Source organism: Streptomyces hazeniae, assembly GCF_031845485.1.
Lineage (GTDB): Bacteria > Actinomycetota > Actinomycetes > Streptomycetales > Streptomycetaceae > Streptomyces > Streptomyces hazeniae.
The window spans coordinates 70,503-85,336 of record NZ_JAVREQ010000002.1 but is presented as its reverse complement, the minus strand read 5'-3'; the positions used below and the strand labels follow the sequence as shown (position 1 = coordinate 85,336).

The window sequence follows — 14,834 nt, the reverse complement described above, 5'->3', positions numbered from 1 at the left end:
AGGCACACCTCGACGGCCCGGGGGCCGGCGAGGTGACTCGCCGGCCCCCGGGCCGTCGTACGGGCGTGCCGGGGCGCCTCCCGGCGCCCCGCGTCAGCGCTTGGCGCGGGAGGCCGTGCGGGCGCGCTCCTTCTGGTCCAGGACGACCTTGCGGATGCGCACCGTCTCCGGCGTCACCTCGATGCACTCGTCCTCACGGCAGAACTCCAGCGACTGCTCCAGGGAGAGCTTCCGCGGCGGCACCAGGTTCTCCGTGGTGTCCGCGGAGGCGGCGCGCATGTTGGTGAGCTTCTTCTCCTTGGTGATGTTGACGTCCATGTCGTCGGCGCGGGAGTTCTCGCCGACGAGCATGCCCTCGTACACCTCGGTGCCGGGCTCGATGAAGATCGTGCCGCGCTCCTGGAGGTTCATCATCGCGAACGGGGTCGCCTTGCCCGCCCGGTCCGCGACCAGCGAGCCACTGCTGCGCGTGCGCAGATCCCCGAACCACGGCTCGTGGCCCTCCGAGATGGAGTGCGCGATGCCGGTGCCGCGGGTCTCGGTCAGGAACTCGGTACGGAAGCCGATCAGGCCGCGCGACGGCACCAGGAACTCCATCCGGATCCAGCCGGACCCGTGGTTGGTCATGGTCTCCATGCGGCCCTTGCGGGAGGCCATCAGCTGGGTGATGGCCCCGAGGTGCTCCTCGGGCGAGTCGATCGTCATCCGCTCGACGGGCTCGTGGAGCTTGCCGTCGATCTCCCGGGTGACCACCTCGGGCTTGCCGACGGTCAGCTCGAAGCCCTCCCGGCGCATGGTCTCCACCAGGATGGCCAGCGCCAGCTCGCCACGGCCCTGCACCTCCCAGGCGTCCGGACGCTCGGTGGGCAGCACGCGGAGCGAGACGTTACCGATCAGCTCGCGGTCCAGGCGGTCCTTCACCAGCCGCGCGGTGACCTTGTGGCCCTTGCCGCCCTTGCCGACGAGCGGCGAGGTGTTGGTGCCGATGGTCATGGAGATGGCCGGCTCGTCCACGGTGATCAGCGGCAGCGCCACCGGGTTCTCCGCGTCGGCGAGGGTCTCGCCGATCATGATCTCCGGGATGCCGGCCACCGCGCAGATGTCGCCCGGGCCGGCCTTCTCCGCGGGCTTGCGGGTCAGCGCGTCCGTCATCATCAATTCGCTGATGCGCACGTTCTGGACCGTTCCGTCGCGCTTCATCCAGGCCACCGTCTGGCCCTTGCGCAGCTCGCCGTTCTTCACCCGGAGCAGCGCGATGCGGCCGAGGAAGTTGTCCGCGTCGAGGTTGGTGACGTGCGCCTGGAGCGGCGCGTCCTCCTCGTACGTGGGGGCGGGCACCGTCTCCAGCAGCGTGGTGAAGAACGGCTCCAGGCTGTCGCTGTCGGCGGGCACGGTGCCGTCGTCCGGCTGGGTCAGCGAGGCCACGCCGTCCCGGGCGCAGGCGTACACGATCGGGAACTCGATCTGGTCCTCGTCGGCGTCCAGGTCGAGGAACAGGTCGTAGGTCTCGTCGACGACCGCGGAGATGCGGGCGTCGGACCGGTCGGTCTTGTTGATGCACAGGATGACCGGCAACCGCGCCTGGAGTGCCTTGCGCAGCACGAAGCGGGTCTGCGGGAGCGGGCCCTCGGAGGCGTCCACCAGCAGCACGACGGCGTCGACCATGGACAGGCCGCGCTCCACCTCGCCGCCGAAGTCGGCGTGGCCCGGGGTGTCGATGATGTTGATGACGACCGGGTCGCCGCCCTTGCGGTGGTACTTCACGGCGGTGTTCTTGGCGAGAATGGTGATGCCCTTCTCGCGCTCCAGGTCGTTCGAGTCCATCACCCGGTCGTCGACCGACTCGAGCTGGTGCGCAGCGAACGCCCCCGCCTGCTTGAGCATGGCGTCGACCAGGGTCGTCTTGCCGTGGTCGACGTGGGCGACGATGGCGACGTTACGAATATCGTGGCGGGTGGGCATGCGTGGGCGCTTCTCCCGGAGTCGTGGATGACGGCGCGACCGATCCGGTCTGCGCGGTCGCCGGGCTCATCACTGTGCTGTGCGCCGCGGCCTCTTTACCGCCCCATGGTACGGGCCGGGCGCCTCGCCGCCGCCCCCGGGTCTCGACGTGCGGACGCGCGTGTGCTAGCACCCGACGCGGCGTCCGGACGCACGGCACGGCCGCCTCGCCGTCCACCCGGGGTGACCGGGCGGGCGAGGCGGCCGTACGGACGAGGCGGCTTACTCCGTGCGGCCGATGTCCTGGTAGCGCGGGGTCTGGAAGCCGTACGCGCCGATGTTGGCCAGGTCCTCGCGGACCGCGACGAGCTGGGGGCGCTGGTACAGCGGCACCGAGCCGGCGGCCGCCCAGATGCGGGAGTCGGCGCGGCTCAGCAGATCCTGGCGCTCCTCCCGGTCCAGCTCGCCGACGGCCGCGGCGAAGAGCTGGTCGATGCGGTCGGTCCCGACCCGGGTGTAGTTCTGGCGCACGGTGAGGGAGCCGTTCCCCGCCGGGACGGGCTTGGCGAAGATCGGTCCGGCGTCGGTCGCGGGGAACGCGCTGGCCGGCCACGCGTACAGGGCCAGGTCGAAGTCGCCGGACGCGATGTGGTCGCGGAACAGGCTCTCGTCCTCGACCCGCTCGATGCGCGTGCGGATGCCGACCTCGGCGAGCTGGTCCGAGATCTGCTCGGCCGTCGCGCGGGTGGGGGCGGTGCCGGGGCCGTCCGGGACCAGGAAGCGCAGGGCCAGCGGGTTGCCGCCCTTGGTGCGGACGGCGGCGGCACGGCCGGCGTCCAGCGCCTTCGTCTCGTCGGCGCGCTGCTCGGCCCGGTCACCGTCGCGGTTCTTCCCTTCCTCGTCCCCCTTCTCCTTGGCGTCGACCGGGGCGTCCGGGTCGTCGCCCGTGGCGGGGGCTCCGCTCTCCCAGCCCGCGTCGGCGAGCAGGGCCTGCGCGGACTCGAGGTCGCGGCCGCCGAGAGCGGCGCTGTTGTCCTGGTAGCCGGCCTGGTCGCGCATCCGCAGGTGGCTGCCGAGCGCCTGGGCCGGCAGCCCCAGGCCGGCCAGCGCCTTCTCTGCGAGCGCCCCCCGGTCCAGGGTCCGGGCGAGGGCGCGGCGCACCCGTTCGTCGCCGAGCGGGCCGGAGGCGCCGTTCAGGGCGAGCTGGGTGTAGGCGGGGGCGAGGGCGCGGCGCACGTCGTACGTCCCGAGGTCGCCGGTCTTCTTCCGGGAACCCTTCCGGGGCTTTCCGGCGGTCTTGCCGTCGGCCCTCTCCTTGCCGCGGGGTTTGGCGTCGGTGGTGTGGACGCCGTCGATGCGCTCGGCGAGCTTCGGGGTGACCTCGGCGACGTCGACCTTCCCGGCGGCGAGCGCCGCGCCGCGTTCGCCGCGCGGCACGACCGTGAGCGCGATCCGGTCCAGCTTCGCCGCGTCGCCCCACCAGGCGTCGTTGCGCACGAGGGTGACCCGGTCGTCCTTCTTCCCGAACGGCTTCACGGCGAAGGGCCCGCCGGACGCGGGCAGCCGGGTGCGTGCCTTCTCGTTGAAGCCGTCGGGGCTGCCCATCACCGACTTCGGGTAGAGCGGCGTGAACAGCGACTCCCAGTCGGCATACGGCTTCTTGAAGGTGACCTCGACCTGGCGGGGGGTGTCGCCCGCCGCCACCTTCGCGATCCGGTCGTAGCCGGCGTTGCGGGCCGTCCAGTAGGCGCTGTCGCCACCGCCGAGCGCCTTCCACTGGGCACGGAAGTCGGCGGCGGAGAGGGCACGGCCGTCGCTCCAGCGTGCGTCCTCGGCGAGGGTGTAGACGACCGTCTGCCGGGGTTCGGTCCCGGTGACCTCGGCGGATTCGAGGTAGTCGCCGTTCCGCTGGGGGCGGCCCCGGCTGTCCAACGTGAACAGGGCGGGCAGCACGGCTTCCGCGATGCGGGTGGTGGCACCGGTGGCGTCGGGCTGGAAGACGTTCAGTGTGGTGGGCATCGCGTCGACGGCCCAGCGCAGCGTTCCTCCGTCGGTGACGTCGTCGCGGGAGACGGCGCGGACGTCCCGGGCGGCTCCGCTGTCGCCCTGCGGGGCGTCGTCTCCGCCCGAGGTGCACGCGGCGAGCGGCAGCAGCAGGCCGCCGGCGGCGAGTACGGCCGCGCAGCGCCGCGCGGCGGTGTCGATGGCTGGTGCGGCTGGCATCGCGGGAACCTCCGGGGCGCGCGGACGCCGCCCCGGGTGGGCCGGCGGATCGTCGCAGGTGGACCGTGTGGTGCACGGGCTCGGTACGCACCCACTGAAAGCGACCGGACGCGGTGCGGCATCCGGGCAGGTCCATCCGTGTGCCGACGCCACCCGCCCGGCGCACACGTCCGCGGGCGCCCGCCCTGACGAGAAGCGGGTGTAATCTGAATTACATGATTACCCAGCAAGAGCGTGAGAAGCTGCGCGGCTGGTTCGCCGGCCGCCTGCCGGACGAGGTGTACGAGGAACTGCTCGACGTGACGGTGGACCGCGAGGAGATCACCGTCGTCGGGCGGATCACCGGGCCCAGGCTCGCCGACGACGTCTCGCCGGAGGAGCGGGAGGCTGCGGCGGAAGGCCGGCTCAACGAGTTCCGGGAACGCACCCGGGAGGCCCGGATGGCCGTGGCCCGCGAGGCCGAACGCCGGTTCGGGCGCAAGGTCTCCTGGGGCGCCCGGTGCGGCGACCTGGAGGTGGTGTTCACCAACGTCTCGGCGCCGGTGATGTCACGCCTGCGCCAGCCCGAGCGTCAGGTGCTCGACGTGCTGATCGCGGGTGGCGTGGCCCGGAGCCGCAGCGAGGCGCTCGCCTGGTGCGTGCGCCAGGTCCACGCCAACGCCGCCGACTGGTTCTCCGAACTCGCGGACTCGCTGGAGCACGTACGCCGGGTCCGCGACCGCGGCCCGCACACCCGGACCGCCGACTGACCGTCGGTGGACCGCACGGAGCGACCGCCGGGCCGTCCGCGGCCCAGGGGCCCCGCCGGCCGCTGACGGCAGTTCAGAACTCGGAGGTGTCCAGCTCGATCGCCAGCGGTTCCGGCAGGGTGAGGGTCTTGGCGAAGGCCGTCTCCTCGAGGTGGGTGTACCGGCCGTCCAGCGGCTCGGAGTAGACCCTGACCGTGCCGGCCTGCCTGTCGACGAGGAGATAGAGGGGGACGCCCGCAGCCGCGTATCCCCTGAGCTTCCCGGCGCGGTCCTTCTCCGCCGTGGACGTGGACGTCACCTCGCCGACGAGCAGCACGGGGGCGGGGTCGTGGTACTCCTCCTGGTCGACGAACGCCCCCTTGGGCGCCACGACCAGGTCGGGAATCACCTTGCCCGTCACCGAAGCCCCGGGGACGTTCAGCCCGAGGCCGGTGTAGCGCCCCAGTTTCCGGCGTTGGTCGCGCACCTGTCCGGTCAGCTCCGAAACGATCTCCTCATGCTCACCGTTCGCCGGTGGGGTCACGTGGATCTCCCCCTCGATCAACTCCACGCGCCACCCCTCGGGAGCGGCCGTGCTGATGGAGTCGAAGGCTTCTTCCACGGACCGGGCCATCGGATCGTCCATACGGTCATCCTCGTCAGCGCACGTCGTACGCTCCGGGACGGTCAGCACCATGGCGGGCCTCCTCCTGTTCACGGAGCGACGTTCTCACCCTAAGCGAGCCGACCACCACGAGAACGGACCTCGTTCACTCGAACGCGTGAGCGGATACGTTTCTGCTGGTCAACTCGACTCCGCACTCCGTTCAGGCGAACCGTTCAGGCGTTGCCGACCGCCTTCTCCGCCGCACGCTGGAACTCGCCGAGGTCGTAGTGGGCGAGGACGGAGTCGAGGTTGGTGAGCGCGCCCAGATGCTCCACGAAGCCGCGCGGGTTGTACTCGATCTGGAGCGCCACCCGCGTCCGCGTGTCGCTGACGTGGTGGAAAGTGACCACGCCGGCGTGCTCGACACCGCCCGTCGTGCGCCAGGCGATCCGCTCGTGGGGGATCACCTCGGTGAGTTCGGCGGTGAACGCCTTGTCCGCGCCGGGCAGGGCGAGCCACCACGAGAAGGTGCGGTCGTCGATGCGCGCGACCTTCTGCACGTGGCTGAGGAACTCCGGCCAGCGCGTCACGTCGCTCCACAGCGCCCAGGTCACCGCCACCGGAGCGTCGACGTCCACGGTCTCCACGAGGGAGGACGACACGTCTCTCCACCTCTTTCCCATGTGTACGAAGGGGAGTTGGCACCCCGCGTACCCCGCCGCGCCGCTTTCATGACCGGGCGGTGCGGCTCGCGCGTCAGCGCCGGGGGCGCACACCCCCCTGCGGCGAACGCGCCCCCCACACGCGGGCAACCCTCCACCGGCCCGGTGTGTCCGACAAGACGGAAGAAGCGGACAGATGATGTTCTTCACGTTGCCCGTCCGCAGCGTGGAACGCGTGCGCCTGCCGCGTGCGCGCTCCGCCGACCCGTCAGACCGAAGCAAGGGGGACACCTCGATGCGTGCACGAAAGACCGCGATCGCCGCCACCGCCTGTGCGCTGGCGCTGCTGCCGGCGGCCTCCGCCGTCGCCGGTACCGGACCCGCGCCGGACAAGCAGCGCAAGGCCGCGTCCACCGCGCCCTCCGCCGCCGGCAACCCGCTGAGCGCCCGCGCCCAGGCGGCCGGCGTCTGCACCGACGCGTACGAGATCGGCACCGCCGGATACATCGTCCGCGACGGGCAGCGGATCGGCTCCGTCAAGCAGTTCTACTCGCCGTCCTGCGGGGAGAACTACGGCTACCTGTGGGTGTGGCAGAGCTTCCGCGCCTCGCACGGCGACTACTACGTCTCGGTCGGCGTCTACAGCTACAGCCGCGACGAGTTCGTCGGCAAGCGCACCTGGCTGAACACCAACGGGAAGGAGTACTGGTCCAACCCGGCCGACACCACCTCGGAGTGCACCGCCGCCGTCGGCTCGCTCCGCGCCGCGGGCGACCCGCTGGCCGGCCAGGCCGCGAGCTCCAAGCGCTGCTGACACCGCACCGCCTGGCAGCAGCGGGGCGCCGGTCCCCCGAACCGGCGCCCCCTCGCCGCTCTTCCGGCCCCGCCCCACCCGTCAGCCGGCGGCGGTCGTAGACGCTCTCCGTGCCGTCCGCCGAGACGACGGATCCCCGCTCGATCCTCGCGCTGTCTGCCGTCGTCGCCATGGCCCGCTCCCGACAGAAATCGGAGGCACCGGGCGGTGCCCTGTGGTGAGGTTCCCCGGTACGGACGGCACCGGGCCCGGAACGCCATCGCTCCGGGCGCAAGGACGGGAGAGTGACGTGGCAGGAGCACTGGAAGGGCGGGTCGCGCTGGTCGCCGGGGCGACGCGCGGAGCCGGGCGGGGCACCGCCGTGGAGCTGGGCGCGGCCGGGGCGACGGTGTACGTCACCGGGCGGACCACGCGCGAGCGGCGGTCGGAGTACGACCGGCCGGAGACCATCGAGGACACCGCCGACCTGGTCACCGAAGCAGGGGGCCACGGCATCGCCGTGCCCACGGACCACCTCGACCCGGCGCAGGTGCGCACGCTGGTGGAGCGGATCGAGTCCGAGCAGGGCCGGCTGGACGTGCTGGTCAACGACATCTGGGGCGGCGAGAAGCTCTTCGACTGGGACGCCCCGGTCTGGGAGCACGACCTGGACGCCGGCCTGCGCCTGCTGCGCCTCGCCGTCGAGACGCACGCGATCACCAGCCACCACGCGCTGCCGCTGCTGCTGCGGAACCCGGGCGGTCTGGTGGTCGAGATGACCGACGGCACCGCCGAGTACAACGCCCGGAACTACCGGGTGTCGTTCTTCTACGACCTCGCCAAGTCGTCCGTGCTGCGCATGGCGTTCGGACTGAGCCGCGAGCTGGGCCCGCGGGGGGCGACGGCGGTGGCGCTCACCCCGGGATGGATGCGGTCGGAGCTCATGCTCGACGCGTTCGGCGTCGCCGAGGAGAACTGGCGGGAGGCGCTCGCGGATCAGCCGCACTTCGCGATCTCCGAGACCCCGCGTTTCGTGGGCCGTGCGGTGGCGGCGCTTGCCGCGGACCCGGAGGTGGCGCGCTGGAACGGCGACTCGCTCTCCAGCGGAGGGCTGGCGCGGGAGTACGGCTTCACCGATCTCGACGGCAGCCGTCCGGACGCCTGGCGCTACCTGGTCGAGGTGCAGGACCCCGGCAGGCCGGCGGACGTCACGGGCTACCGCTGAGGGGCGCCCGAGCCGCCCCGGACGCCTCACTCGAACGGGTCGCTCGCGTACCCCGCAGAGCGAATCCCCGTCCGCGCTCTTCACAACGCGTGTGTGACGTAGAACACTCTGGCGGACCAGCCGAGCCACCCGCACCGAAGCGGAGGTGCCCCAGCACATGACCCTGCAGGACGACATGACCAGCGTCCAGCGTTGCCTGGACGATCTCACCCGTTGTGTGACCCGCCTGGAACAACAGGTCGGCAGCGGACTGGAGATGAGGCGGGTACGCAGCGACGCCGAGCACCTGCGGGAATCCCTGGCGCTGCTCCGGGCCGCCACCGGCGGCACGGAGGCGTCACCCGCTCCGCGTCCCGAGATGGTGACCATCCCCGACGCGCCGTACGACGCAGCGCTGTGGACGGACGCGGAGGACGAGGGGCTCGGCGCACGGGACCGGCACGCGCCCTGATACCCGGCCGCGCCGGGTGCACGCCGCGTTGACGCCGGCGTGACCCCGGCGCGCGCCGGCGCGTTGGCCACCCGCCCGGCCCACCGCCGTGCCCGGCCGCGCGCCGCCGCGTCCCCCGCGCAACCGCCCGCCACCCTCCCCTCGACGGAGTCGACCCTTGGCCACCGGAACCACACACCCCACCGAGCCCACGGGGCCGGACAGCCCCGGACCCCGTTCCGCGCCCGGCGGCGTCACCGACGCCCCCGGGCGCGCCGCGATTCCGCAGCGCCACCTGCGCGTGGACCGCTGGTGGCTGCCGCCGGCCGCCACCGCCGCCGGCCTGCTGGCGTTCATCGTCTACTCGACGTGGCGCGCCTTCGCGAACGCCGACTACTACGCGGCGCCGTACGTCTCGCCGTTCTACTCGCCCTGCCTGGCGGAGAGCTGCGTGCCCATGAAGGGCGGCCCGAACTGGGAGATCTTCGGCAGCTGGTGGGGGCTGTCGCCCGCGCTGCTGATCCTGATCTTCCCGCTCGGCTTCCGGCTGACGTGCTACTACTACCGCAAGGCGTACTACCGCGGCTTCTGGGCGTCGCCGCCGGCCTGCGCGGTCGCGGAGCCCCACGCGAAGTACAGCGGCGAGACCCGCTTCCCGCTGATCCTCCAGAACCTGCACCGGTACTTCTTCTACGCCGCGCTGCTGGTCGCCGTCATCCTCACCTGGGACACCGCGCTCGCCTTCCGCAACGCGGACTACGAGTGGGGCCACATGGGCCTGGGCACCCTGGTGTTCGTCGCGAACATCGTGCTCATCTGGCTCTACACCCTCTCCTGCCACTCCTGTCGGCACATCATCGGCGGGCGGCTCAAGCACTTCTCCAAGCACCCGGTGCGGTACCGCATGTGGGGCTGGGTCGGGAAGCTCAACGCCCGCCACATGCTGCTCGCCTGGGCGTCGCTGATCAGCGTGGCGCTGGCGGACCTGTACGTGTACCTGCTGGCCATCGGGGCGTTCGACGACCCGCGGTTCTTCTGATTCGAGAGGACAGCGAAGAAAAGATGACGCAAGTCGAACGCCAGCAGTGGGACGTGGTGATCGTCGGCGCCGGCGGCGCCGGGCTGCGCGCCGCCATCGAGGCGCGTGAACAGGGCATGCGGACGGCGGTGATCTGCAAGTCGCTGTTCGGCAAGGCGCACACGGTCATGGCCGAGGGCGGCATCGCCGCCAGCATGGGCAACGTCAACTCCGGCGACAACTGGCAGGTCCACTTCCGCGACACGATGCGCGGCGGCAAGTTCCTCAACCAGTGGCGGATGGCCGAACTGCACGCCAAGGAGGCCCCGGACCGCGTCTGGGAGCTGGAGACCTGGGGCGCGCTCTTCGACCGCACCAAGGACGGGAAGATCTCCCAGCGGAACTTCGGCGGCCACGAGTACCCGCGCCTCGCGCACGTCGGCGACCGTACGGGCCTGGAGCTGATCCGCACCCTCCAGCAGAAGATCGTGTCGCTCCAGCAGGAGGACTTCGAGGAGTCCGGCGACTACGAGGCCCGGCTGAAGGTCTTCCAGGAGTGCACGGTCACCCGCGTGCTCAAGGACGGCTCCGCCGACAACAGGGTGGCCGGCACCTTCTGCTACGCACGCGAGTCCGGCCGGTTCTTCGTGCTGGAGTCTCCCGCGGTGGTGCTGGCCACCGGGGGCATCGGCAAGTCGTTCAAGGTGACGTCCAACTCCTGGGAGTACACCGGCGACGGCCACGCGCTGGCGCTGCTGGCCGGTGCTTCGCTGATCAACATGGAGTTCGTGCAGTTCCATCCCACGGGGATGGTCTGGCCGCCTTCGGTGAAGGGCATCCTGGTCACCGAGTCCGTGCGCGGCGACGGCGGCGTGCTGAAGAACTCCGACGGCAAGCGCTTCATGTTCGACTACGTGCCGGACGTCTTCAAGGACAAGTACGCCACCTCCGAGGAGGAGGCGGACGGCTGGTACACCGACCCGGACAAGAACCGGCGCCCGCCCGAGCTGCTCCCCCGCGACGAGGTGGCCCGCGCCATCAACTCCGAGGTCAAGGCCGGACGCGGCACCCCGCACGGCGGCGTCTTCCTCGACGTCTCCACCCGCATGCCGGCCGAGGAGATCCAGCGGCGGCTGCCGTCGATGCACCACCAGTTCAAGGAGCTGGCGGACGTCGACATCACCGCACAGCCGATGGAGGTCGGCCCCACCTGCCACTACGTCATGGGCGGCGTGGACGTCGACCCCGACACCGGCGAGGCGACCGGCGTGCCCGGGCTGTACGCCGCGGGCGAGGTGTCCGGCGGCATGCACGGCTCCAACCGGCTGGGCGGCAACTCCCTCTCCGACCTGCTGGTCTTCGGCCGCCGGGCGGGCCTGTACGCGGCCGAGCACGCCCGGGGCATCGCCCCGGACGCCCGTCCGGTGGTGGACGACGCCGAGATCGACGCGGCGGCGGCGGAGGCACTCCGGCCGTTCAGCGCCGAGGAGACGGCCTCCGGCGAGACGGGCGAGAATCCGTACACCATCCACCAGGAACTCCAGCAGGCGATGAACGACCTGGTCGGCATCATCCGCCGGGGCGAGGAGATGGCGCAGGCGCTCCAGCGGCTCGGCGAGCTGCGGCTGCGCGCGGCCCGCGCGGGCGTGGAGGGGCACCGCCAGTTCAACCCGGGCTGGCACCTGGCCATCGACCTGCGGAACATGCTGCTGGTCAGCGAGTGCGTGGCGCGTGCCGCGCTGGAACGCACCGAGTCGCGCGGCGGCCACACGCGCGACGACCACCCGGACATGGTCCACGACTGGCGGAAGGTCAACCTCGTCTGCTCGCTGGCGGACGACGACGAGGGGCCGGGGCAGATCGCGCTGCGCCGCCGCGACATGCCGCCGATCCGTGCGGATCTGCTGGGGCTCTTCGAGAAGGAGGAGCTGATCAAGTACCTGACGGACGAGGAGCTGACCGACCAGTGAGCAGCACGAGCGGCACCACCAGCGGAGCCATGGCCGACGGTCCGGACCGCGCCCCGGACGACGACCGGGAGCGCGAGCCGGCGATCGCCGGCGAGAGCGACGCGGGTGCGATGGGCGAGGCCACCCAGGCGCCGGGCGGCGGTGGCCTGAAGGACGCCGGGGGCGGCGAGCCGCGTGACGGCCGCGCCCCGTCCACCGGCGGCACGTCCGCAAGCAGCAGCTACCAGGCGCACTTCCGGGTGTGGCGCGGCGACACCGAGGGCGGCGGTCTGGAGGACTTCACCGTCGAGGTGCACGAGGGAGAGGTCGTCCTCGACATCATCCACCGGCTCCAGGCCACCCAGGCGCCCGACCTCGCCGTGCGCTGGAACTGCAAGGCGGGCAAGTGCGGTTCGTGCAGCGCGGAGATCAACGGCAGGCCGCGGCTGCTGTGCATGACGCGGATGTCGGTCTTCAGCCCGGCCGACACCATCACGGTCACGCCGATGCGCACCTTCCCGGTGATCCGCGACCTGGTCACGGACGTGTCCTTCAACTACACCAAGGCCCGCGAGGTGCCGTCCTTCGTGCCGCCGAAGGGTGTGGCGCCGGGCGAGTACCGGATGCAGCAGGAGGACGTCGCGCGGTCGCAGGAGTTCCGCAAGTGCATCGAGTGCTTCCTGTGCCAGGACACCTGCCACGTGGTGCGTGACCACGAGGAGAACAAGGAGTCCTTCGCGGGCCCCCGCTTCCTCATGCGGATCGCCGAACTCGACATGCACCCGCTGGACGCCGCCGAGGAGAACGGCCTGGACCGCAAGACCACCGCGCAGGACGAGCACGGCCTCGGCTACTGCAACATCACCAAGTGCTGCACGGAGGTGTGCCCGGAGGGCATCAAGATCACCGACAACGCCCTGATCCCGCTCAAGGAGCGGGCCGCGGACCGCAAGTACGACCCCCTGGTCTGGCTCGGGAACAAGATCCGCCGTCGTTAGGGCGTGCCGTCCGGCGGGCCCCGGGCCCGCCGGACGGGACCAGGGGGACGGGGTCCGTGGAGGAACCCCGGCGCCGATGCGACGGCTTGGTGACCGAAGCGTGGAAGGTCACGCCGAACCGCCCGATGCGGCGGTGATCTGCGTCACGATGAGGCGACCGCCGGGCCTGCCGGGTCCGTCGGTCCGGCCCCACCCCCACGTCCGGGGCCGGTGCGCAACTTCCCCCCACAGGAAGGAAGCACCCTCATGTCGTTGCTTTCCCGCACGAGCCGCCGCTCCGGCATCGCGGTGGCGACCGGAGCCGCAGGCTGTCTCACGGCCCTGAGCGTGGTCGCCCCGGCGTCCGCCGCCACGGCGCCTCCCACGGTCGAGCGGGCCCCGGCGTCGCAGCAGCAGGCCGCCGGTCTCACCCCCGGCCAGATGCTCAACCGCGCGGACTCCTGGCTGACGGCCAACAACGGTTCCCAGGTGCCCTACAGCCAGACCCAGACGTGGTCCGACGGGTACCGCCAGGACTGCTCGGGATACGTCTCGATGACGCTGGGCCTGTCGAAGCCCGGTCCCAACACGGTCGGACTCGCCGGCAGCCGGGACCTCACCACACCGATCAAGCTCAAGAACCTGAAACCCGGTGACCTGCTCATCGACGCGGACGGCTCGAACACCACACGTCACGTGGTGATCTTCGAGAAGTGGACGGACGCCTCGCACAGCGCCTACTCCGCCTACGAGCAGCGTGGCGGGCACGGCACGGACCACCGCGTGCTCGACTACGGTCTCGGCGCGGGCAGCGAGTACAAGCCCTACCGTCCGGTGAAGCTCGCCGGCGTCGCCCCCTAGGACCTGTCCGGCGGGAACCGCTGCCGGTCACGAGCAGGCAGTACGGCACGAGCGTGGCGGGGCGGCCGGGCGGCGAGGACCGACTCCCGGCCGCCCCGCCACGCCGTCTCCGGCCGCCGGGCGGGCCGGAGGGGAGCCCGCCCGGACGGAGCCGGCGCGCCTTGCCCGGCGCGGAGGGAGCGACGTAGCCTGAGCGCTCTTTCGTCAGAGCAAGCAGGGGAGCGTCGTTCCAGTGAGTGCTCCCACCGTGTACGACGTCGCCGAGCAGGCCGGCGTCTCGATCGCCACCGTCTCCCGCGTCTACCGCAACCCGGAGTCCGTGCGGGCCGGCACCCGCGCCAAGGTGATGGCCGCCGCCCGCACCCTCGGCTACGTCCCCAGCGGGAGCGCCCGCGGCCTCGCCAGCCGCACGACGCGCGTGCTGGGACTGTGCTTCCCGGACTACGCCGATCCCGATGCCGAGGACCCGGACGGGGAGTCCGACGGCGCCCCCGACGGGTCGGAGCTGATGCTGTACTCCGACGAGATCATCCGCGGCATGGAACGGGCCGCACGGCGCCGGGGGTACGCCCTGCTGATCGCCGCCTCGCTCGCCGAGGGTCCCGAGAACCTGGTCGCGGAGGTCGCCGGCCGCGTCGACGGGTTCGCCGTGCTGTCCCAGACGGTGCCGGTCGAGGAGCTGGAGGTGATCGCCCGGCGGCTGCCGGTCGTGATGCTCGCCGGTCCGCGCGAGGACGCCTCACTGGACCACCTCGACCACATCGAGGTGGCGAACCGCGACGGGGAGCTGGCGCTGACCCGGCACCTGATCGCCGACCACGGGCTGCGGCGGCTGGCGTTCGTCGGCAGCACCCCGGACTCGCCCGACGGCGAAGCGCGCTTCCGCGGTTTCCAGGCGGCGCACCGGGAGGCCGGCCTGCCGGTGCCCGAGCGGCCGAACGTCCGGGCGGAGCTGACGCAGGCGGAGGGACACCGGGCCGTCGGCGAGCTGCTCGCCGTGGGGAGCGCCGGCGAGCGCCCGGAGGGCATCGTCTTCGCCAACGACCAGATGGCCGTGGGCGCCCTGACCGCGCTGCGACGACGCGGGGTGCGCGTGCCGGAGGACCTGGCCGTGGTGGGGTTCGACGGGATTCCGCTCGGCCGGCTGGTGACCCCGGCGCTGACGACGGTGCGGCAGCCGATGCGGCGGCTGGGCGAGAAGGCCGTGGAACTGCTGGTGGCGCGCCTGGAGGACCGCAAGGCGGAGCCGGTGTCCGTGGTGCTCCCGGTGTCGGTGATCCGGCGGAGAAGCTGCGGCTGCGACGACGGAAGCTCGGATTCCGTTACCTATTCGTAATACACGGGGACCTTGCGACCCGACCGCCCGGACGAGTTATGTATGCGCTTACAAGCGCTCCACCCCCCACACCCCCCGCCAGCG

The 14,834-nt window shown here is 71.9% G+C and carries 12 protein-coding genes and 1 pseudogene; 9 read left to right on the top strand and 4 right to left on the bottom strand.

The window, feature by feature from the left end:
* Window positions 1-93: 93 nt before the first annotated feature.
* Together typA and RM572_RS04155 are read right to left on the bottom strand one after the other, a co-directional pair.
* Window positions 94-1,962, bottom strand: coding sequence for a translational GTPase TypA (gene typA, locus RM572_RS04160; protein ID WP_311671897.1), 1,869 nt, complete (start codon window positions 1,960-1,962; stop codon window positions 94-96).
* 261 nt (window positions 1,963-2,223) lie between these two features.
* Window positions 2,224-4,164 (bottom strand): ABC transporter family substrate-binding protein, encoded by a 1,941-nt coding sequence (locus RM572_RS04155; protein WP_311671896.1) that lies wholly within the window; start codon window positions 4,162-4,164, stop codon window positions 2,224-2,226.
* 215 nt (window positions 4,165-4,379) lie between these two features.
* On the opposite strand from RM572_RS04155, the gene RM572_RS04150 reads away from it, so the two are divergent.
* Window positions 4,380-4,913, top strand: a complete 534-nt coding sequence (locus RM572_RS04150) for a hypothetical protein (protein ID WP_311671895.1) — start codon at window positions 4,380-4,382, stop codon at window positions 4,911-4,913.
* Window positions 4,914-4,986: 73 nt separating this feature from the next.
* Here RM572_RS04150 and RM572_RS04145 read toward each other — a convergent pair whose 3' ends face one another.
* Window positions 4,987-5,538, bottom strand: coding sequence for a Uma2 family endonuclease (locus tag RM572_RS04145; protein ID WP_311671894.1), 552 nt, complete (start codon window positions 5,536-5,538; stop codon window positions 4,987-4,989).
* A gap of 194 nt (window positions 5,539-5,732) precedes the next feature.
* A complete protein-coding gene (locus RM572_RS04140; protein WP_311671893.1) occupies window positions 5,733-6,161 on the bottom strand; it encodes an SRPBCC family protein in 429 nt (142 codons plus the stop codon).
* 295 nt (window positions 6,162-6,456) lie between these two features.
* Here RM572_RS04140 and RM572_RS04135 point away from each other — a divergent pair, with 295 nt between their 5' ends.
* From RM572_RS04135 to RM572_RS04100, 8 genes and pseudogenes are all read left to right on the top strand, one after another.
* Window positions 6,457-6,975 (top strand): hypothetical protein, encoded by a 519-nt coding sequence (locus RM572_RS04135; protein WP_311671892.1) that lies wholly within the window; start codon window positions 6,457-6,459, stop codon window positions 6,973-6,975.
* A 289-nt stretch (window positions 6,976-7,264) separates the two neighbouring features.
* Window positions 7,265-8,179: an SDR family oxidoreductase gene (locus RM572_RS04130; protein WP_311671891.1), complete on the top strand. Its 915-nt coding sequence runs from the start codon at window positions 7,265-7,267 to the stop codon at window positions 8,177-8,179.
* Window positions 8,180-8,336: 157 nt separating this feature from the next.
* Entirely contained in the window at window positions 8,337-8,630 is a 294-nt protein-coding gene (locus tag RM572_RS04125) for a hypothetical protein (protein ID WP_027764499.1), read from the top strand.
* Window positions 8,631-8,787: 157 nt separating this feature from the next.
* The gene (locus RM572_RS04120) at window positions 8,788-9,648 is read left to right on the top strand and encodes a hypothetical protein (RefSeq protein WP_027764500.1); all 861 of its coding nucleotides are present in this window, start codon (window positions 8,788-8,790) and stop codon (window positions 9,646-9,648) included.
* 23 nt (window positions 9,649-9,671) lie between these two features.
* On the top strand, window positions 9,672-11,597 hold the full coding sequence (locus RM572_RS04115) for a fumarate reductase/succinate dehydrogenase flavoprotein subunit (RefSeq protein ID WP_311671890.1): 1,926 nt from the start codon (window positions 9,672-9,674) through the stop codon (window positions 11,595-11,597).
* Window positions 11,598-11,812: 215 nt separating this feature from the next.
* A pseudogene (locus RM572_RS04110) lies at window positions 11,813-12,574 on the top strand (succinate dehydrogenase/fumarate reductase iron-sulfur subunit); the annotation flags it as partial.
* A 246-nt stretch (window positions 12,575-12,820) separates the two neighbouring features.
* Window positions 12,821-13,414, top strand: a complete 594-nt coding sequence (locus RM572_RS04105) for a hypothetical protein (RefSeq protein WP_311671889.1) — start codon at window positions 12,821-12,823, stop codon at window positions 13,412-13,414.
* A 232-nt stretch (window positions 13,415-13,646) separates the two neighbouring features.
* Window positions 13,647-14,750, top strand: a complete 1,104-nt coding sequence (locus RM572_RS04100) for a LacI family DNA-binding transcriptional regulator (protein ID WP_311671888.1) — start codon at window positions 13,647-13,649, stop codon at window positions 14,748-14,750.
* Window positions 14,751-14,834: the final 84 nt, after the last annotated feature.